The organism is Streptomyces sp. NPDC015127 (assembly GCF_043080095.1).
GTDB lineage: Bacteria > Actinomycetota > Actinomycetes > Streptomycetales > Streptomycetaceae > Streptomyces.
Genome location: NZ_JBIBVE010000011.1, coordinates 316,423 through 335,969 on the forward strand (window position 1 = coordinate 316,423; position 19,547 = coordinate 335,969).

Here is a 19,547-nt window from a genome sequence, read left to right on the forward strand (position 1 = left end):
GCCATGACGCACCAGGTCCGTGCTGTCGTCGCGCGGGGCAAGGGCGCCCCCGTCAGCCTGGAGACGATCATCGTGCCTGACCCGGGTCCGGGTGAGGCGCTGGTGAAGATCGAGGCCTGCGGGGTCTGCCACACCGATCTGCACTATCGCGAGGGCGGCATCAACGACGACTTCCCCTTCCTCCTGGGCCATGAGGCCGCGGGCATCGTGGAGTCGGTGGGGGAGGGGGTCACCGATGTCGCACCCGGCGACTTCGTGATCCTCAACTGGCGTGCGGTGTGCGGCCAGTGCCGTGCCTGTCTGCGCGGGGAGTCGTGGTACTGCTTCAACACCCACAACGCCAAGCAGAAGATGACCTTGCTGGACGGCACCGAGTTGTCGCCGGCCCTGGGCATCGGCGCTTTCGCGGAGAAGACGCTGGTCGCTGCCGGGCAGTGCACGAAGGTCGACCCGACCGCGTCGGCGGCCGCCGCTGGTCTGCTGGGGTGCGGCGTGATGGCGGGCATCGGCGCGGCCATCAACACCGGCAACGTCGGCCGGGGCGACTCGGTGGCCGTCATCGGCTGCGGCGGCGTCGGGGCCGCGGCGATCGCCGGGGCGAACCTGGCGGGTGCGGCGAAGGTCATCGCGGTCGACATCGACGACCGGAAACTGGAGACGGCCTCGAAGCTGGGCGCGACCCACACCGTCAACTCCAAGGAAGCCGACGCGGTCGAGGCGATCCGCGAGCTGACCGGCGGCCACGGCGCCGACGTCGTCATCGAGGCGGTCGGCCGCCCGGAGACGTACCAGCAGGCCTTCTACGCCCGCGACCTCGCCGGCACCGTCGTCCTGGTCGGCGTGCCCACCCCGGAGATGAAGCTCGAACTGCCGCTGCTGGACGTCTTCGGCCGCGGCGGCGCCCTGAAGTCCTCCTGGTACGGCGACTGTCTGCCGAGCCGCGACTTCCCGATGCTCATCGACCTCTACCTCCAGGGCCGGCTGGACCTGGACGCCTTCGTCTCGGAGACCATCGCGCTGGACGAGGTCGAGAAGGCCTTCGAGCGGATGCACCACGGCGACGTCCTGCGCTCGGTGGTGGTCCTCTGATGGCCGCCCGCATCGAACACCTCGTCACCTCGGGGACGTTCTCGCTGGACGGCGGCACCTGGGACGTCGACAACAACGTGTGGATCGTCGGCGACGACACCGAGGCGATCGTCATCGATGCCGCCCATGACGCCGACGCCATCGCCCGAGCGGTCGGCGACCGGCGCCTCACCGCGATCGTGTGCACGCACGCCCACAACGACCACATCGACGCCGCGCCCGAACTCGCGGCACGCACGGGCGCCCCGGTCCTCCTCCACCCGGACGACCTGCCGCTGTGGAAGCAGACCCACCCCGACCGGGCGCCGGACGCCGAGCTGGCTGACGGCCAGGGCCTCTCGGTGGCCGGTGTCGAGCTGACCGTGCTGCACACGCCCGGCCACGCCCCTGGTGCGGTCTGCCTGTACGCACCGGCCCTCGCGGCACTCTTCAGCGGCGACACGCTGTTCGCCGGCGGGCCAGGGGCCACAGGACGGTCGTACAGCCACTTCCCGACCATCGTCGAGTCGATCCGGGACCGGCTGCTGACGCTGCCCGGAGAGACCGTCGTGCACACCGGACACGGGGATACGACCACCGTCGGCGCCGAGGCCCCGCACCTCCAGGAGTGGATCGACCGCGGTTTCTGACGCCCGCAGGCGACCTTCACACGCCCGCCGTATCAGCTCGCGGCCATCGCGAGCCGATACGGCGGGCTGTTGTTGTTCTATATGAGTCGAGTTTTATGTTGCGCAACAAAATAACGGTCTGGAGCGGCCTGTGAATACCTTGACAAGGATTCTGGGCGACCCCAGACTGATGTTGCGCTTTCCGCATACCGTTTCGCTATACGCACCGAGGTGTCATGATGATTCCCGCGTGCCGTCTCGAGGATCTCCCCCGAGGCGAGGCCCACCGGCTCGACATCGATCCGCCGGTTTCGGTGTTCCACACCGACGACGGCGAACTCTTCGCCATCGACGACACCTGCACCCACCAGGACGCGTCGCTCGCCGACGGCTGGCTGGAGGGCTGCGAGGTGGAATGCCCGCTGCATGCTTCCAAGTTCGACCTGAGGACGGGCGCGGTCGACGCCCCGCCGGCCAAGCTCCCGGTCCGGACGCACGAGGTCGTCGTCGAGGGCGGCATGATCCACGTCCGTCTGTCCACCGAGGCGCCCAACCTGCCGCCCTGCATCTCGGCCCGGCTCGCCGGAGGTCCCGCGTGAGGACGGTCGCCGTGGTAGGCGCCTCGCTGGCCGGACTGTCGGCGACGCGCTCACTGCGCAAGCAGGGCTACGACGGCCGGCTGATCGTCGTCGGGGACGAGCTCCACCGCCCGTACGACAGGCCCCCGCTGTCCAAGGAGTTCCTGGCCGGCACGCTCGGCGAAGCCGAACTCGCGCTGGAGACCGACGGCGAGGACCTCCTGGCGGAGTGGCTGCTCGGCGTCCGCGCCACCGGACTCGACCACGCACGGCGTGTCGTCCGGCTCGGTGACGGACGGGAGGTGCAGGCCGACGGAGTCGTCATCGCGACGGGCGCCGCGGCACGCACGCTCCCCGGCTCCGAGGGCCTGGCCGGAGTGCACACGCTGCGTACCCTGGACGACGCTCGCGCCCTGCGGGACGAACTGGCCCGCGGTGGACGCCTGGTGGTGATCGGCGGAGGCTTCATCGGAGCCGAGGTCGCCTCCAGCGCGTACGCCCTCGGGCTCGACGTCACCGTCGTCGAGGCCGCCCCGACACCGCTCGCCGGACCGCTCGGCGAGACCATGGGCGCCATCGTCTCCGCCCTCCACGCCGACCACGGCGTACGACTGGAGTGCGGTGTGGGCGTCAAGGGGCTGAGCGGTGAGACCCGAGTCGACGCCGTCCTGCTGGAGGACGGCCGAAGCATCCCCGCCGACATCGTCGTCATCGGCGTGGGCGCCCGCCCGAACGTCGAGTGGCTGGAAGGTTCCGGCATCGCTCTCGACAACGGCGTCACGTGCGGCGCGGACGGCCGTACCAGCCTGGCCGGCGTGGTCGCGGTCGGCGACTGCGCCAACTGGTACGACCCGCGTGCGGGTTGCCATCGCCGCGTCGAGCACTGGACCGGCGCGCGCGAGCGCCCCGACGCCGCGATCGCCACGCTGCTGGCGGGCGGTGCGGTGGAACCGGGTGTGCCCCGGCCGCCGTACTTCTGGTCCGACCAGTACGGCGTGAAGATCCAGTTCATCGGTCACGCGGCCGGCGCGGACAGCGTCACCATCGAGGCGGGCGCCGTGGACGACCGCGACGTCCTGGCCGTCTACCGGCGGTCCGGAGACCCGGTCGCCGTGCTCGGCATGAACCAGCCGCGGCTGTTCATGCGCTGGCGCAAGCAGCTCGCCGCCACCGCATCCTGACATCGCTTACATCTTGACACCGCCCCAGCGGCATCGCATGCTGCGGTTGCGTATAGCACGCAGCGTTGCTCTATACACAACGCCGTCCGGAGTCGCTCTTCCCGGCGTGTGAATGACCCCTCCACGACGTTCTCCCGAGGAGTGCACCGTGACCTCGACCAGCCTGCCGGACAGCCTGATCGCCACCCTCCCCGGCTCCTCCTACACGGACCAGGGGATCTTCGCCCAGGAACAGGAGCGCATATTCGAGACCATGTGGTTCTGCGTGGCGCGCGCCTCCGAGTTGGCGAAGCCCGGTGCCTTCCGCACCGTCGACGTGGGCCGCGAGAGCATCCTCGTCACCCGGGCCAGGGACAACAGCATCCGTGCCTACTTCAACGTCTGCCGGCACCGCGGCGCCAAGCTCTGCACCGAGGAGACCGGCGAGGTCAAGCGGGCCTTCCAGTGCCCGTACCACGCCTGGACGTACGACCTGAACGGCAAGCTCGTCGCCGCGCCCAACCTCACCAAGATGCCCGACATCGGCCGTACCGAGTACGGCCTGGTGAACGTGGCCGTGCGTGAATGGCTCGGCTATGTGTGGGTCTGCCTGGCGGAGAACCCGCCCTCCTTCGAGGAGGAGGTCATCGGTGAGATCGTCGCCCGCCTCGGCGACCTGGAGTCGATCGAGCGCTACGGCATCGAGAACCTCCAGGTGGGCCGCCGTATCACCTACGACGTGAAGGCCAACTGGAAGCTCATCATCGAGAACTTCATGGAGTGCTACCACTGCGCCACCATCCACCCCGAACTCACGGAGGTGCTCCCGGAGTTCGCGGACGGTTACGCCGCCCAGTACTACGTCGGCCACGGCGCCGAGTTCGGTGAGGACGTCCAGGGCTTCACGGTGGACGGCTCCGAGGGACTGGACCGCATCCCGGGAGTCGCCGACGACCAGGACCGCAAGTACTACGCGATCACCGTCCGGCCGCAGGTCTTCATCAACCTCGTCCCCGACCACGTGATCTTCCACCGGATGTACCCGGTGTCGGTGGACCGCACGATCGTGGAGTGCGACTGGTTGTATCTTCCGCACGTCGTCGAGAGCGGCAAGGACGTCAGCCGGTCCGTGGAACTCTTCCACCGCGTCAACCAGCAGGACTTCGACGCCTGCGAGCGCACGCAGCCCGGAATGAGCTCCCGTATGTACGCCAAGGGCGGCGTGCTGGTGCCCAGCGAGCACCACATCGGCGCGTTCCACGACTGGGTGAACGAGCGCCTCGGCACCCCTCAGGGGTGACTCAGCTCAGATAGCCCATCCGGTGGCTGATCTCCTCGGCGCCCTTGATCAGCACCGGGGACAGTTCGTGCATGCGCTCCTCGGTCAACCGGTACCCGGGCCCGGAGGCGCTGAGCGCCGCGATGACCTCGCCGTCCCGGTTGCGGACCGGGGCGGCCATCGCGTGCAGACCGACCTCCAGCTCCTCCAGGGTGAAGGAGTAGCCCCGCTCCCGCGCCTCGGCGAGGTTCTTCTCCAGCTTCGTCTTCGCGCTGATGGTGCGCGGGGTGACCTTCTTCATACCGGCAGAGGCCAGCAGCGCGGCGCGCTCCTTGGCGGGCATGTACGCCAGCAGGATCTTGCCGCTGGAGGTGGCGTGCAGGGGGGTCAGCTGGCCGACCCAGTTGTGCGCGGTGATCGCCCCGGGGCCGCGCACCTGGTAGAGGTTGATCGCGTAGTGCTCCTGCATGACGGCGACGTTCACGGTCTCGCCGAGCTCCTCGGCGAGGCGCTCGCACACCGGGCGGCCCTGCTGGGTGATGTCGATACGGCCGGTGACCGCGCCGGCCAGGCGGACGATGCCGAAGCCGAGCCGGTACTTGCCGCGCTCACCGGCCTGCTCCACCAGACCGCGCACCTCCAGGGCGCCGAGCAGGCGGAAGGCGGTGGACTTGTGCACGTCGATCTCGGCCGCGACCTCGCTGACGCCCGCCTCGCCACGCTGGGCGAGGATCTCCAGGACGCTGATGGCGCGGTCGACGGACTGCACACCGCCGGTTTGCGAATTTGACGTCTCCGTGTCAGGGCTGTAGTTGCTCATAGTGAAACTATACGCGCAGTAAACAACGTAGCTGCAAGTAACCGTGGCGAAGCGAAGATCCTGAAGTTGCGCGGTTCGCAACCTGGTGCGTATGGCGCGACCGGGTCTAGCATGCCTCGCACATCTACGGCGCGAGCGAGACGAGGCATTATGGCTCCCCTGCAATACGACTTCGTCATAGTCGGTGGCGGTTCGGCCGGCAGTGCATTGGCGAACAGGCTCTCCGCGGACCCGGCCAACCGGGTGCTGGTCCTGGAGGCGGGCCGGTCGGACTATCCGTGGGATGTCTTCATCCACATGCCCGCAGCGCTGACCTACCCGATCGGCAGCCGCTTCTACGACTGGAAGTACGAGTCCGAGCCCGAACCCCACATGGGCGGACGGCGCATCTACCACGCGCGGGGCAAGGTGCTGGGCGGCTCCAGCAGCATCAACGGCATGATCTTCCAGCGCGGCAACCCCATGGACTACGAGCGCTGGGCGGCCGACCCGGGCATGGAGACCTGGGACTACGCGCACTGCCTGCCCTACTTCCGGCGGATGGAGAACTGCCTGGCCGCCGACCCGGACGACGAGTTCCGCGGCCAGGACGGCCCCCTCGTCCTGGAGCGCGGCCCGGCGACCAATCCCTTGTTCGGGGCCTTCCTCAAGGCCACCGAGGAGGCGGGCTACGCGCCCACCGACGACGTCAACGGCTACCGGCAGGAAGGCTTCGCCGCGTTCGACCGCAACGTCCATCGCGGACGCCGGCTGTCGGCCTCGAAGGCGTACCTCAAGCCGGCGATGAAGCGGCCGAACCTCACCGTCCGGACCCGCGCCCTCGTCACCCGCGTCCTCTTCGAGGGCAAGCGGGCCGTCGGCGTCGAGTACCAGCGCGGCCGGGGTGCGCTCCAGCAGGTCCGCGCCAGGGAGGTCATCCTGTGCGGCGGTGCCATCAACTCCCCGCAGCTGCTCCAGCTCTCCGGCGTCGGCAACGCCGAGGAGCTGCGCGCGCTCGGCATCGACGTCGTCCACGACCTCCCCGGCGTCGGCGAGAACATGCAGGACCACCTGGAGGTGTACATCCAGTACGCCTGCAAGCAACCCGTCTCCATGCAGCCGTACCTGGCGAAGTGGCGGGCCCCCTTCATCGGCCTCCAGTGGCTGTTCAGGAAGGGCCCGGCCGCGACCAACCACTTCGAGGCCGGCGGCTTCGCCCGCAGCAACGAGGACGTGGACTACCCCAACCTGATGTTCCACTTCCTGCCCATCGCGGTCCGCTACGACGGTTCCGTGCCCGCCGGCGGCCACGGCTACCAGGTGCACGTCGGTCCCATGTACTCCGACGCCGTCGGCTCCGTGAAGATCAAGAGCAGGGACCCGCGCGAGCACCCGGCACTGCGCTTCAACTACCTCTCCACCGAGCAGGACCGCCGTGAGTGGGTCGAGGCGATCAGGGTGGCGCGCAGGCTCCTCAACCAGCCCGCGCTCGCTCCCTACAACGACGGGGAGATCTCGCCCGGACCGTCGGTGGAGACCGACGAGGAGATCCTCGCATGGGTGGCCAAGGACGGCGAAACCGCCCTGCATCCGTCCTGCACCTGCAAGATGGGCACCGACGAGATGTCCGTCGTCGACCCCACGAGCATGCGGGTGCACGGCGTGGAGGGCCTGCGCGTGGTCGACGCGTCGGTGATGCCGTACGTCACCAACGGCAACATCTACGCCCCGGTGATGATGGTCGCCGAGAAGGCCGCCGACCTGATCCTCGGCAAGGAGCCGCAGGCGCCGTCGAAGGCCGCGTACTACCGCCATCGTGACGTCCAGAAGCTAACGGAGTAGGTGGTGAGTGCGACAGGGCTGAGGGCGCTGCTGGAGAGCGTCCGCTACGAGGTGCTGCCCGCGAAGGCGACCGAGGACAAGGTCCTCGCCCATGTCCCGCGCGACGTCGTCGTCACCGTGACGGCGTCGCCGGTCAAGGGCCTGGAACCGACCCTCGACCTCGCCTCCAGCCTCGCCGCGCAGGGCTACCGGGTCGTCCCGCACGTGCCGGCCCGGCTGCTGCGGGACGACCTGCACCTGAAGGAGGTCACGGGCCGGCTCCTGGAGGCGGGCGTGGACGACGTGTTCGTCCCGGGCGGCGACTCCGACCCGCCCGCCGGCGCCTACGACGGGGCGCTTCCGGTGCTGCGCAGACTGAGCGAGCTGGGCAGCCCCTTCGCCCGCGTCGGTGTCACCGGCTACCCCGAGAGCCATCCGCTCATCCACGACGACGTCACCATCCAGGCGATGTGGGACAAGCGCGAGCACGCCACGTACATAGTGAGCAACCTCTGCTTCGACCCACGGGTGCTGGGGGAGTGGCTCGTTCGCATACGGCGCCGGGACGTCACCCTGCCGGTCCATGTGGGTGTCGCGGGGCCCGTGCAGCGGGCGAAGCTGCTGGCGATGGCCACGAAGATCGGGGTCGGGGAGTCGACGCGCTTCCTGACGAAGCACGCCTCGTGGTTCGTGCGTTTCGCGGCCCCCGGAGGATATGCCCCCGAGCGGCTGCTGTCCCGTACCGAGGAGGCCCTCACGGCACCCTCGGCCGGGGTGGCCGGCCTGCACCTGTTCACGTTCAACCAGATCGCCGAGACGGAGCGGTGGCGCCGCGCGCTGCTGGACCGGGTGGGCGACTGAACCGGTCCTCCTGCCACCGTGCGGTTGCCCTCCACCATCACGCGGCTCTCGCTGTGCACTTCACCGCGTGCGCGAGCACCTGGGCCTCCACGTCACGCCCGACGGTGACCAGCTCGCCCGGATCGAGCGAGTGGTCCACCCGGACCACGTCCTGCTCGATGATCTGGCCCTCGTCCAGGTCCGACGTCACATAGTGCGCCGTCGCGCCTCGGGCTTGGTGTCCTTGGTCACCGGGACGTGGTGGAAGGGGACGCCGTAGATCTCCGCGAGCCCCTCGAAGTCGCGGTGGTTGGAGACGATCGCGGGGATCTCGATGTTGAGGGCGCCGGTGCGCCGGCGGAAGAGCAGGTCGTTCAGGCAGTGGCCGAACTTGGACACCATGATCAGCTTCCGGGTCGACTTGGCCGCTTCGTTCAGGGCCCAGGAGATGCCGTAGGTCTGGGCCACGGGTCCGAACCCGTAACGCAGATTCTCCAGTTCGATGTTCGGGTCGGAAACGTCGAAGTGGACCCGCATGAAGAAACGACCTTGAAGTCGGTCGTCGAACTGCTGGCTTTCCAGGATGTTGCCGCAGTTCCTGACGAGAAAGCCGCTCACAGCGTGGACCAGTCCGGCGCTGTCGGGACAGGAGAGGGTGAGGACGTACTCACGGCCAGGTTGCGGTCGGGGGGACATGGGCGGCGTCCGCCGGTGCGTAATGCACAACAGGTGAGCAATACGCAACATGGTCGACCCGGGTCCGCCTGAGGTCAAGGGTGGGTTGGTAAAGGCGCGCATGGTGAAATCGGCATCCGCCAACCTCTTGACGTCGGTCCACCCATTCGACACTGTGTTCCACCAAAAGCAATGGGGTGCGCGATGCGCAACGAATTTCCCTGGAAAGGCTCGTCGCGTGGCAGACCTGTATGTGGATGGGGAATGGCGGGATTCGGTGGCCGGCGGTCACCGGGAGATCCGATGTCCCGCTGACGGCACGCTAGCGGCGACCGTCTCCGAGGGCACGCGTACCGACACCGAGGCGGCGATCGCCGCGGCACGCCGTGCCTTCGACGCGGGGCACTGGCCGAGCGCCCCCGAGCGGGAGCGCGGCGCGCTGCTGCTGCGCACCGCCGACATCATCGAGCGCGACGCCAAAGAGTTCGCCCGCGCCGAGTCCCTGGACACCGGCAAGCGGCTGGTGGAGAGCGAGTACGACATCGCCGATGTCGTGTCCTGCTTCCGTTACTACGGCGGCATCCGAGGCACCGACGCCGGTCGTGTGATCGACACCGGCCGCGACGATGCCGTCAGTCGTGTCGTCTACGAGCCGGTTGGTGTGTGCGGACTGATCACGCCCTGGAACTACCCGCTGCTGCAAGCCAGTTGGAAGGTTGCCCCGGCACTGCTCGCCGGCAACACGATCGTCCTCAAACCCAGCGAGCTCACCCCCTCCACCACCATCCTGCTGATGAAGGCACTTCAGGAGGCAGGGCTCCCGGCCGGCGTCGCGAACCTTGTCCTGGGCACCGGGCCCGAGGTGGGCGCGCCGCTGTCGGAGGACCCGGCCGTGGACATGGTCTCCTTCACCGGGGGCCTGGAGACCGGCAAGCGCATCATGGCCACCGCCGCTGCCGGCGTGAAGAAGGTGGCGCTGGAGCTCGGCGGCAAGAACCCCAACGTCGTCTTCGCCGACGCCGACTTCGAGGCGGCCGTCGACTTCGCGCTCACGGCCGTCTTCCTGCACTCGGGTCAGGTCTGCTCGGCCGGCGCCCGGCTGATCGTCGAGGACTCGCTGCATGACGCCTTCGTCGACGAGGTGGTTCGCCGCGCCCGGCAGATCCGGCTCGGTGGCCCCTTCGACCCCGATGCCGAGACCGGACCGCTGATCTCCGCACAGCACCTGGAGAAGGTCGAGGCGTACGTCGCGGCCGGGCTCGCCGAGGGGGCCGTACTGCGCTGCGGCGGTGCCCGGCCCGACGACCCCGCGCTGGGAGGCGGCCATTACTACCCGCCCACCGTGCTCGACGAGTGCAGGCAGGACATGCGGGTGGTGCACGAGGAGTCCTTCGGGCCCGTGCTCACCGTGGAGCGCTTCACCGACGAGGACGACGCCGTACGCATCGCCAACGACACCGAGTACGGACTCGCCGGCGCGGTGTGGACGCAGGACGCCGGGAAGGCCCAGCGGGTCGCCCGGCGGCTGCGTCACGGCACGGTCTGGATCAACGACTACCACCCCTATGTGCCGCAGGCGGAATGGGGTGGCTTCGGGCACTCGGGCGTGGGCCGCGAGCTGGGACCGACCGGCCTGAACGAGTACCGAGAGCCCAAACACATCTGGCAGAACATCCAACCCCGGCCGCAGCACTGGTTCCGCGGCTGAACGCCGAAAGAAGGTCGAACGTGACCACACAGACCGAGGTGCCGCAGCGGCGCGGCACGCCCCAGGACTCGGGCTCCACCCCGGTCATATCCGTGCGCAGGCTGTGGAAGGTGTTCGGGCCGAAGGCCGAGCAGGTGCCGGACTCCGAGCAGTTGTGCGGGCTCACCCGCCGTGAACTGATGGACCGTACCGGATGCACCGCCGCCGTACGGGACGTCCACTTCGACGTCTCGCCCGGCGAGGTCTTCGTCGTCATGGGCCTGTCCGGCTCCGGCAAGTCCACGCTGGTGCGATGCCTCACCCGGCTGATCGAACCCACCGCGGGTGAGGTGGTCTTCGAGGGCGAGGACATCCGCGAGGCGGACCCGGCGCGCCTGCGCGATCTGCGACGTCGCAAGTTCTCCATGGTCTTCCAGCACTTCGGTCTGCTGCCCCACCGCCGCGTCGTCGACAACGTGGCGTTCGGGCTGGAGATCCGCGGCATGGGCAGGGCCGAGCGCGTCAAGCGGGCCCAGGAGGTCGTCGAGCTGGTCGGCCTCGCGGGCTACGAGAACTCCTACCCCGACCAGCTGTCCGGCGGTATGCAGCAGCGCGTCGGCCTCGCCCGGGCGCTGGCCGGCGATCCGGACGTGCTCTTCTTCGACGAGCCGTTCTCGGCGCTCGACCCGCTGATCCGGCGCGACATGCAGAACGAGGTCATCCGGCTGCACCACGAGGTCGGCAAGACCATGGTGTTCATCACCCACGACCTCTCCGAGGCGCTCAAACTGGGCGACCGCATCCTCATCATGCGCGACGGCAAGATGGTCCAGTGCGGCACCGGCGACGAACTCGTCGGAGCCCCGGCGGACGACTACGTCCGCGAGTTCGTCAAGGACGTGCCGCGGGGTGACGTGCTCACCCTGCGCTGGATCATGCGCCCGGCGGAGGACGGCGACGAGCTGGACGGCCCCGAGCTGGGCCCTGACGTCGTGGTGAAGGAGGCCACCCGGGCGGTGCTCGCGGCCGACAAGCCGGCCAAGGTCGTCGAGAACGGCAAGCTGCTCGGCATCGTCGGCGACGAGGAGATCCTCGCGGTGGTCGCCGGGCAGGAAGGCGGCGCGTGATGACCGTCGCCGTCGAGAAACCCGAGAAGACACAGGCACCCGAGCCGGCTGCTCCTGTCAAAGAGACACGCAAGGTCAGTCGGCCGATGGTGGTCGGCGCCATCCTGGTCGTCTGGCTGGTGCTGTTCGTCGTACTGCGCGGAAGGCAGACCCTGGCCCTGGCGGCGGCGGACCTGACCGATCTGCACCGGTGGTTCAACGACGTCAACGACGCGATCGGTGCCAACCGCAACTCCAACCCCCTCTTCCTGTACTTCTTCAACGAGATCCGCCTGGTCATCGACACCCTGGTGACCTTCGTCCAGGAGCTGATCTCCCAGCCCTCCGCCGACCGGCCCGTCCCGCAGATCGGCTGGCTCGGCGTCGTCGGCATCGCCGGCTATGTCTCCTGGGCCGTGGGCAACTGGCGGGTCGCGCTGCTGGCGGTGGCCGGCTTCACCTTCCTGGGCCTGCAGGGCCTGTGGCAGGAGAGCATGGACACCCTGGCGCTGACCCTCTCTGCCGTGTTTGTGGCGCTGCTGTTCGCGATCCCGCTGGGCGTGTACGCGGGGCTGTCCGACCGGTTCAACCGGATCATCACGCCCCTGCTGGACTTCTTGCAGACGATGCCGACCTTCGTCTACCTGGCCCCGCTGACGCTGTTCTTCCTCATCGGCGGAGCCTCCGCCACCATCGCCACGGTGATCTACGCGGCGCCGCCGGCCATCCGCATCACCGCGCACGCCATCCGTTCCGTGCCGCAGACGACGGTGGAGGCGGCCGACTCGCTGGGGGCGACGCGACGGCAGGCCCTGCTGAAGGTCCTGCTGCCGATGTCCAAGCGGACCGTGGTGATGGGCGTCAACCAGACCATCATGGCCGCCCTGGCCATGGTGACCATCGCGGCCCTGATCGACGCGCCCGGCCTCGGCAAGACCGTCGTACAGGCGCTGCAGTCGCTCGACGTGGGCACGGCCTTCAACGCGGGCCTGTCCATCGTTGTCATGGCGATCGTCCTCGACCGGGTCACGACCGCGGCCAGCGCGCGCGAGGAGGAGGCCCGGCGCTCGACGAACCGCTTCCTCGCGTGGCGGCGGCCGCTGCTGGGCGCGGGCGCGGCGGTGACGGCCGTCCTGATCTCCATGTCGCACACCTACGTGTGGGCGGCGGAGTTCCCCGGCGAGGGCGGTATGGGAAGCTCCATCGCGAGCGCGGCCGACACCGCGACGACCTGGGTGCAGGACAACCTGTCGGGCCTGACCAACGCCATCCGCGACGTGATCACCAGCGGGCTGCTCAATCCGTTCCAGTCGCTGCTCACCGACTCCCCGTGGTGGCTCGTCGGCGCCCTGCTGATCGCGCTCGGGGTCGTCCTCGGCGGTCTGCGCGCAGGCATCACCACGACGGTGTGCGTGGGTCTGCTGGTCGCCACCGGGGTGTGGTCGGACAGCATGACGACGCTGGCGTCGACCGTCGTCGCCACGGTGCTCGTGATGCTGCTCGGCATCGTCTTCGGCGTGTGGATGGGGCGCAGCGCGCTCGTGGACCGGATGCTGCGGCCCAGCCTTGACGCGGCCCAGGTCATGCCACCGTTCGTCTATCTCGTGCCGTTCCTTGCGCTGTTCGGCGCCACCCGCTTCACGGCGATCGTCGCGGCCATCGTCTACGCGGCTCCCGTCGCCACGAAGATCATCGCGGACGGGGTGCGGAACGTGCCCGCGACCACCGTGGAGGCGGCCACCTCCGCCGGGTGCAACACCTGGCAGATCATCACCAAGGTCCAACTGCCGATGGCACGCGGCGCCCTGACTCTCGCGACCAACCAGGGCCTGATCTACGTGCTGTCGATGGTCGTGGTGGGCGGCCTGGTAGGAGCGGGCGCCCTCGGCTACGACGTCGTGGCCGGCTTCTCGCAGGGGCAACTGTTCGGGAAGGGGCTCGCCGCGGGGCTGGCCATCGTCCTTCTCGGAGTCATGTTCGACCGGATCACTCAGGCAGCGGCGCGGCGTACCAGCGCGTAAGGAGCAACTGACCATGGCAAGGCAAGCAAGACACTGGAGAGTCGGCGCGGCCGGCATAGCGGGCGTAGCTGTTATCGGACTGACCCTCTCCGCCTGCGGCGGTGCGAAGGTCGGTGACAGCTCCTCGGACGCCGGTGGCTCGGGCAAGTGCGGCACCTTCAACCTCGCGGTCAATCCGTGGGTGGGCTACGAGGCCAACGCGGCGGTCATCGCGTACGTCGCGGAGCACGACCTCGGCTGCAAGGTCAACCAGAAGGACCTGAAGGAGGAGATCGCCTGGCAGGGCTTCGGCACCGGCGAGGTCGACGCCGTCGTGGAGAACTGGGCCCACGACGACCTGAAGAAGAAGTACATCACCGACCAGAAGACCGCCGTCGACGCCGGCCCGACCGGCAACGAAGGGCTCATCGGCTGGTACGTGCCGCCGTGGCTGGCCAAGGCGCACCCGGACATCCTCGACTGGAACAACCTCAACAAGTATGCGGCCGAGTTCAAGACGTCCGAGTCCGGCGGCAAGGGCCAGCTCCTCGACGGCGACCCGTCGTTCGTCACCAACGACGAGTCGCTGGTGAAGAACCTGAAGCTGGACTACAAGGTCGTGTACGCGGGCAGCGAGACCGCCCTCATCCAGGCCTTCCGCAAGGCGGAGAAGGACAAGGAATGGGTGATCGGCTACTTCTACGAGCCGCAGTGGTTCATGTCCGAGGTGCCGCTGGTCAAGGTCGAACTGCCCGAGTACAAGGAGGGCTGCGACGCCGACCCCGAGAAGGTGGCCTGCGACTACCCCGTCTACAAGCTGGACAAGATCGTCAGCGCGAAGTTCGCCGAGTCGGGCAGCCCCGCCTATGACCTGGTGAAGAACTTCAGCTGGACCAACGACGACCAGAATGTCGTGGCGAAGTACATCGCGGTGGACAAGATGACCCCCGAGGCCGCGGCGAAGAAGTGGGTCGAGGCCAACCGCGACAAGGTGGAGACCTGGATCAAGTAGCGCCGGTGACAGGGAGTAGTACGCCGGTCGAAACATGCCCGGCGGGCGGTGCGCACCCCACGCGCACCGCCCGCCGGGCATCGCCGTGTTCCGGCCCGTTTTCCGAGGTCTCCGGACCCTTGACACCCTCCTGCACGGAAGGCACATTGAGTTGCGCAACCTGAATCAAGTTGCGTAGACAGCAACTCGATCGGCTCGACTGGTTAACAAACCGGAGGTGCGGCGATGGCGGGACCGCGTGTGGTCATCATCGGAGCGGGAGTCGTTGGCGCGGCTCTCGCGGACGAGATCTCGGAGCGGGGCTGGACCGACGTGACCGTGGTCGACCAGGGTCCGCTCCCGGCCACCGGGGGCTCGACCTCGCACGCCCCTGGCCTGGTCTTCCAGACGAACTCCTCGAAGACCATGACGGAGATGGCCCGCTACACCGTCGAGAAGTTCTGTTCTCTCGACGTCGAGGGCAAGCCCTGCTTCCTTCAGGTCGGCGGCCTCGAAGTGGCGACCACCCCGGAGCGCCTCGCGGAGCTGCACCGCCGTCACGGCTGGATCACCGCCTGGGGCATCGAGTCGCGGATCCTGACCGCCGCCGAGTGCGTCGAGAAGCACCCGCTGGTCGACCGCGACAAGGTCCTCGGCGGCCTCCTCGTCCCGACCGACGGCCTCGCCAAGGCGGTCCTCGCCGTCGAGGCGCAGATCCGCCGGGCCACCGAGCGCGGCGTGCGCTTCCTGGCCCGCCACGAGGTCCTCGACGTCCTCAAGGCCGACGGCGAGGTGACCGGCGTCCTGACCGACCAGGGCGAGATCCCCGCCGACATCGTCGTGTGCTGCGCCGGCATCTGGGGTCCGAAGATCGCCCGCATGGTCGGCATGAACCTGCCCCTGACCCCGCTGGCCCACCAGCTCGCGTGGACCGGCCCGATACCGGCCCTCGCCAGCCAGACGGAGGAGGCGGTCCGCCCGATCCTGCGCCACCAGGACGCGGATCTCTACTACCGCGACCGCTTCGACGGCCTGGGCATCGGCTACTACGGCCACCGCCCGATGCCGATCTCCGCCGACGACATCCTCTCCGTGGACGAGGCCGACGAGATGCCCTCGGTCCTGAAGTTCACCGAGGAGGACTTCGAGCAGGCCTGGAGCGAGACGCAGGCGCTGCTCCCCTCGACGCGCGAGGCGAAGGTCGAGGAGGGCATCAACGGCCTGTTCTCCTTCACCACCGACAACTTCCCGCTGCTCGGCGAGTCCCCGGACGTCAAGGGCTTCTGGGTCGCCGAAGCGGTGTGGGTCACCCACTCCGCGGGCGTCGGCCGGGCCATGGCCGAGTGGCTGGTCGACGGGCACTGCTCCTCGTTCGACCTGCACGAGTGCGACGTCAACCGCTTCGAGCCGCACCAGCTGTCCCCGGAGTACGTCCTGGCCCGCGACTGCCAGAACTTCGTCGAGGTCTACGACATCCTCCACCCGCTCCAGCCGTCCGGCGACCCGCGCCCGATCCGCACCAGCCCCTTCCATGCCCGGCAGCAGGAGCACGGCGCCTTCTTCCTGGAGGCGAGCGGCTGGGAGCGCCCGCAGTGGTACGAGGCCAACGCTCAGCTGGTCGAGGGCCGTTCCATCCCCACCCCCAACGACTGGGCCGCCCAGTTCTGGTCGCCCATCGTCGGCGCCGAGGCGCAGGCCACCCGCGAGACCGTCGCGATGTACGACATGACGGCCCTCAAGCGGCTGGAGGTGAGCGGGCCCGGCTCCGCCGAGTTCCTGGAGCGCCTGTGCACCAGCAAGGTGGCCAAGTCCGTCGGCTCGGTCACGTACACCCTGCTCCTCGACCACGACGGCGGCATCCGCAGCGACATCACCGTCGCCCGCCTCGCCCGTGACGTCTTCCAGGTCGGCGCCAACGGCAACCTGGACCTCGACTGGTTCAGCCGCCACCTCCCCGCCGACGGCACGGTCCAGGTACGCGACATCACGCAGGGCACCTGCTGCATCGGCCTGTGGGGCCCGCTGGCCCGCAAGGTCCTGCAGCCCCTGACGGACGAGGACTTCTCCAACGACGGCCTGAAGTACTTCCGCGCCAAGCGCGCCTACATCGGCAGCGTCCCGGTGACGGCGATGCGCCTGTCGTACGTCGGTGAACTCGGCTGGGAGCTGTACACCACCGCCGACCAGGGCCTGAAACTGTGGGACACCCTGTGGCAGGCGGCGGGGCCACTGGGCGGCGTCATCGCCGGCCGCGGCGCCTTCAACAGCCTCCGCCTGGAGAAGGGCTACCGCTCCTTCGGCACCGACATGACCTACGAGCACGACCCCTACGAGGCCGGCGTCGGCTTCGCCGTCAAGCTCGACAAGGGCGACTTCATCGGCAAGGCCGCACTGGAGCGTCGCAAGGCCGACGTACGACGCAAGCTGACCTGCCTCACCATCGACGACCCGCATTCGGTCGTCCTGGGCAAGGAGCCGGTGTACGACGGCGACCGCGCGGTCGGCTACGTCACCAGCGCCGCCTACGGCTACACCATCGGCAAGGGCATCGCCTACGCCTGGCTCCCGGCCGAGCTGGCCACCCCCGGCACGCCCGTGCAGATCGGCTACTTCGACCAGCGCGTCGAGGCGGTCGTCGCCGAGGAGCCCCTGTTCGACCCCACCATGTCCCGCCTCCGTGGCTGACACCCCGCGTCGCATCCGAGGGAAGGAACACCGCCGGTGAACGCACAGCTACTCGACGGCAAGGCGACCGCCGCCGACATCCGCCGCGAACTGACCGAGCGCGTGGCCAAGTTGACGGCCACGAACGGCCTTCCGCCGGGCCTCGGCACGGTCCTTGTCGGCGACGACCCGGGCAGCCGTGCCTACGTCGCCGGAAAGCACCGCGACTGCGCCCAGGTCGGCATCGCCTCCATCCGCCGGGACCTGCCGGCCGACGCCTCCCAGCAGCAGGTCGAGGAGACGATCGACGAGCTCAACGCCGACCCGGCCTGCACCGGCTACATCGTCCAGCTCCCACTGCCGCGCCACCTGGACGCCAACGCCGTACTGGAACGCATGGACCCGGCCAAGGACGCCGACGGCCTGCACCCCGTGAACCTCGGCCGGCTCGTCCTGGGGGTCGAGGCCCCGCTGCCGTGCACCCCGCGCGGCATCGTCGAACTGCTCCGCCGCCATGACGTGCCCCTCGCCGGGGCGCGGGTGTGCGTGATCGGCCGCGGCATCACGGTCGGCCGCCCCATCGGCCTCCTGCTCACCCGCCGCTCCGAGAACGCCACCGTCACCCTGTGCCACACGGGCACCAAGGGCCTCGCCTGGCACGTACGCGAGGCGGACATCGTCATCGCCGCCGCCGGCTCGCCCGGACTGGTCACCAAGGACATGCTGCGCCCCGGCGCCGCGGTCCTGGACGTCGGCATCACCCGCACCGACCAGGGCCTGGTCGGCGACATCCACCCGGACGCCGCCCAGGTCGCCGACTGGATCGCGCCCATGCCCGGCGGTGTGGGCCCCATGACCCGAGCGATGTTGCTGGCCAACGTCGTCGAGGCCGCCGAGAGGAACGCCACCGCCGTATGAACGCGCACGTCCCCAAGCACCCGCAGTATCCGCACCTTTCAGAAGACGGAGACGTCCGATGAGCCCCCGCACCCTCCCCCTACGCCCTGCGGGCGTGGTGGGACCCCCAGGCGCCGACCTCCCCGACCACCCCGACTTCCTGTGGCGTACGCCCGACCCCAAGCGGTCGTACGACGTGGTGATCGTCGGCGGCGGCGGACACGGCCTCGCCACCGCGCACTATCTCGCCAAGAACCACGGCATCACCAATGTCGCGGTGCTGGAGAAGGGCTGGCTCGCGGGCGGGAACATGGCCCGCAACACCACGATCATCCGCTCCAACTACCTGTGGGACGAGAGCGCCGGCATCTACGAGCACGCGCTCAAGCTCTGGGAGGGACTGGCGGAGGAGCTCGACTACCCCATCCTCTTCTCCCAGCGCGGCGTGCTGAACCTCGCGCACAGCCTCCAGGACGTCCGCGACAGCGTGCGCCGCGTGGAGGCGAACCGCCTCAACGGCGTGGACGCGGAGTGGCTCGACGCGGACGGCGTCAAGGAAGTCTGCCCGATCGTCAACATCTCGCAGGACGTGCGCTACCCGGTCCTGGGCGCCACCTACCAGCCGCGCGCCGGCATCGCCAAGCACGACTACGTCGCCTGGGGCCTGGCCCGCTCGGCGGACGCCGCGGGGATCGACATCATCCAGAACTGCGAGGTCACCGGCCTCGACGTGGTCGGCAACCGCGTCGTCGGAGTCCAGACCAACCTCGGCCCCATCGCGGCCGGCAAGGTCGCGCTCTGCTCGGCGGGCCACACCTCGGTCCTCGCGGCCATGGCGGGCATCGAACTCCCCGTCCAGAGTCACCCGTTGCAGGCCCTGGTCTCCGAGCTGCTGGAGCCGGTGCACCCGACGGTCGTCATGTCCAACGCCGTCCACGTGTACGTCAGCCAGGCCCACAAGGGCGAGCTGGTGATGGGCGCGGGCATCGACGCGTACAACTCGTACACCCAGCGCGGCGCCTTCCACATCATCGAAGAGCAGATGTCGGCGGCCCTGGAACTCTTCCCGGTCTTCGCCCGCGCTCACGTGCTGCGCACCTGGGGCGGCATCGTCGACGTCAGCCCCGACGCCTCACCGATCATCGGGCTCAGCCCCGTCGACAACCTCTATCTCAACTGCGGCTGGGGAACGGGCGGTTTCAAGGCCACCCCGGGCGTCGGCTGGGTCTACGCCCACACCATCGCTCACGACACCCCGCACGCCCTCAACGCCCCCTTCTCGCTCGACCGTTTCACCACCGGCGCGCTCGTCGACGAGCACGGCGCGGCCGCGGTGGCCCACTAGGGAGCCGA

Annotated in this window: 15 protein-coding genes and 1 pseudogene; 14 read left to right on the forward strand and 2 right to left on the reverse strand. The window is 69.1% G+C overall.

The window, feature by feature from the left end; all coding sequences use genetic code 11:
* Positions 1-3: 3 nt before the first annotated feature.
* The 5 genes from ACF08N_RS23270 to ACF08N_RS23290 all read left to right on the forward strand — a co-directional run bounded on the left by ACF08N_RS23270 (position 4) and on the right by ACF08N_RS23290 (position 4,735).
* Positions 4-1,089: an S-(hydroxymethyl)mycothiol dehydrogenase gene (locus ACF08N_RS23270; protein ID WP_392326577.1), complete on the forward strand. Its 1,086-nt coding sequence runs from the start codon at positions 4-6 to the stop codon at positions 1,087-1,089.
* Positions 1,089-1,718: an MBL fold metallo-hydrolase gene (locus ACF08N_RS23275; RefSeq protein ID WP_392326578.1), complete on the forward strand. Its 630-nt coding sequence runs from the start codon at positions 1,089-1,091 to the stop codon at positions 1,716-1,718. Before ACF08N_RS23270 ends, ACF08N_RS23275 begins: the two co-directional genes overlap by 1 nt.
* 215 nt (positions 1,719-1,933) lie before the next feature.
* Positions 1,934-2,296: a bifunctional 3-phenylpropionate/cinnamic acid dioxygenase ferredoxin subunit gene (locus tag ACF08N_RS23280; RefSeq protein WP_392326579.1), complete on the forward strand. Its 363-nt coding sequence runs from the start codon at positions 1,934-1,936 to the stop codon at positions 2,294-2,296.
* Positions 2,293-3,456, forward strand: a complete 1,164-nt coding sequence (locus ACF08N_RS23285; RefSeq protein ID WP_392326580.1) for an NAD(P)/FAD-dependent oxidoreductase — start codon at positions 2,293-2,295, stop codon at positions 3,454-3,456. The genes ACF08N_RS23280 and ACF08N_RS23285 overlap by 4 nt, the downstream gene beginning before the upstream one ends.
* A gap of 148 nt (positions 3,457-3,604) precedes the next feature.
* Positions 3,605-4,735: an aromatic ring-hydroxylating dioxygenase subunit alpha gene (locus tag ACF08N_RS23290; RefSeq protein WP_392326581.1), complete on the forward strand. Its 1,131-nt coding sequence runs from the start codon at positions 3,605-3,607 to the stop codon at positions 4,733-4,735.
* A 1-nt stretch (position 4,736) separates the two neighbouring features.
* Here the strand turns inward: ACF08N_RS23290 and ACF08N_RS23295 are convergent, their stop codons facing one another.
* A complete protein-coding gene (locus ACF08N_RS23295) occupies positions 4,737-5,534 on the reverse strand; it encodes an IclR family transcriptional regulator (protein WP_392326582.1) in 798 nt (265 codons plus the stop codon).
* Positions 5,535-5,684: 150 nt separating this feature from the next.
* On the opposite strand from ACF08N_RS23295, the gene betA reads away from it, so the two are divergent.
* Both betA and ACF08N_RS23305 read left to right on the forward strand, forming a co-directional pair.
* The gene (gene betA / locus ACF08N_RS23300) at positions 5,685-7,355 is read left to right on the forward strand and encodes a choline dehydrogenase (RefSeq protein ID WP_392326583.1); all 1,671 of its coding nucleotides are present in this window, start codon (positions 5,685-5,687) and stop codon (positions 7,353-7,355) included.
* Between the two features lie 3 nt (positions 7,356-7,358).
* Positions 7,359-8,195: a 5,10-methylenetetrahydrofolate reductase gene (locus ACF08N_RS23305; protein ID WP_392326584.1), complete on the forward strand. Its 837-nt coding sequence runs from the start codon at positions 7,359-7,361 to the stop codon at positions 8,193-8,195.
* Positions 8,196-8,209: 14 nt separating this feature from the next.
* Here ACF08N_RS23305 and ACF08N_RS23310 read toward each other — a convergent pair.
* Positions 8,210-8,870: pseudogene (locus ACF08N_RS23310) on the reverse strand (formyltransferase family protein); the annotation flags it as partial.
* 217 nt (positions 8,871-9,087) lie between these two features.
* Between ACF08N_RS23310 and ACF08N_RS23315 the strand changes: the two are divergent.
* The 7 genes from ACF08N_RS23315 to ACF08N_RS23345 all read left to right on the forward strand — a co-directional run bounded on the left by ACF08N_RS23315 (position 9,088) and on the right by ACF08N_RS23345 (position 19,539).
* Positions 9,088-10,557, forward strand: coding sequence for an aldehyde dehydrogenase family protein (locus ACF08N_RS23315; RefSeq protein ID WP_392326585.1), 1,470 nt, complete (start codon positions 9,088-9,090; stop codon positions 10,555-10,557).
* 20 nt (positions 10,558-10,577) lie between these two features.
* Positions 10,578-11,663, forward strand: coding sequence for a glycine betaine/L-proline ABC transporter ATP-binding protein (locus ACF08N_RS23320; protein ID WP_392326586.1), 1,086 nt, complete (start codon positions 10,578-10,580; stop codon positions 11,661-11,663).
* The gene (locus ACF08N_RS23325; RefSeq protein WP_392326587.1) at positions 11,663-13,663 is read left to right on the forward strand and encodes an ABC transporter permease; all 2,001 of its coding nucleotides are present in this window, start codon (positions 11,663-11,665) and stop codon (positions 13,661-13,663) included. The genes ACF08N_RS23320 and ACF08N_RS23325 overlap by 1 nt, the downstream gene beginning before the upstream one ends.
* Positions 13,664-13,676: 13 nt before the next feature.
* On the forward strand, positions 13,677-14,654 hold the full coding sequence (locus ACF08N_RS23330) for an ABC transporter substrate-binding protein (protein WP_392326588.1): 978 nt from the start codon (positions 13,677-13,679) through the stop codon (positions 14,652-14,654).
* Between the two features lie 225 nt (positions 14,655-14,879).
* Positions 14,880-17,318: an FAD-dependent oxidoreductase gene (locus ACF08N_RS23335; RefSeq protein ID WP_392326589.1), complete on the forward strand. Its 2,439-nt coding sequence runs from the start codon at positions 14,880-14,882 to the stop codon at positions 17,316-17,318.
* Positions 17,319-17,354: 36 nt separating this feature from the next.
* On the forward strand, positions 17,355-18,215 hold the full coding sequence (locus ACF08N_RS23340) for a bifunctional methylenetetrahydrofolate dehydrogenase/methenyltetrahydrofolate cyclohydrolase (protein ID WP_392326590.1): 861 nt from the start codon (positions 17,355-17,357) through the stop codon (positions 18,213-18,215).
* A 58-nt stretch (positions 18,216-18,273) separates the two neighbouring features.
* The gene (locus tag ACF08N_RS23345) at positions 18,274-19,539 is read left to right on the forward strand and encodes a sarcosine oxidase subunit beta family protein (protein WP_392326591.1); all 1,266 of its coding nucleotides are present in this window, start codon (positions 18,274-18,276) and stop codon (positions 19,537-19,539) included.
* The last annotated feature ends 8 nt before the right edge of the window (positions 19,540-19,547 follow it).

Coding starts and splice junctions, on each gene's coding strand:
- ACF08N_RS23270 (WP_392326577.1), top strand. CDS start 4: ATGACGCACCAGGTCCGTGCTGTCGTCGCGCGGGGCAAGGGCGCCCCC.
- ACF08N_RS23275 (WP_392326578.1), top strand. CDS start 1,089: ATGGCCGCCCGCATCGAACACCTCGTCACCTCGGGGACGTTCTCGCTG.
- ACF08N_RS23280 (WP_392326579.1), top strand. CDS start 1,934: ATGATGATTCCCGCGTGCCGTCTCGAGGATCTCCCCCGAGGCGAGGCC.
- ACF08N_RS23295 (WP_392326582.1), bottom strand. CDS start 5,534: ATGAGCAACTACAGCCCTGACACGGAGACGTCAAATTCGCAAACCGGC.
- betA (WP_392326583.1), top strand. CDS start 5,685: ATGGCTCCCCTGCAATACGACTTCGTCATAGTCGGTGGCGGTTCGGCC.
- ACF08N_RS23325 (WP_392326587.1), top strand. CDS start 11,663: ATGACCGTCGCCGTCGAGAAACCCGAGAAGACACAGGCACCCGAGCCG.
- ACF08N_RS23330 (WP_392326588.1), top strand. CDS start 13,677: ATGGCAAGGCAAGCAAGACACTGGAGAGTCGGCGCGGCCGGCATAGCG.
- ACF08N_RS23335 (WP_392326589.1), top strand. CDS start 14,880: ATGGCGGGACCGCGTGTGGTCATCATCGGAGCGGGAGTCGTTGGCGCG.
- ACF08N_RS23345 (WP_392326591.1), top strand. CDS start 18,274: ATGAGCCCCCGCACCCTCCCCCTACGCCCTGCGGGCGTGGTGGGACCC.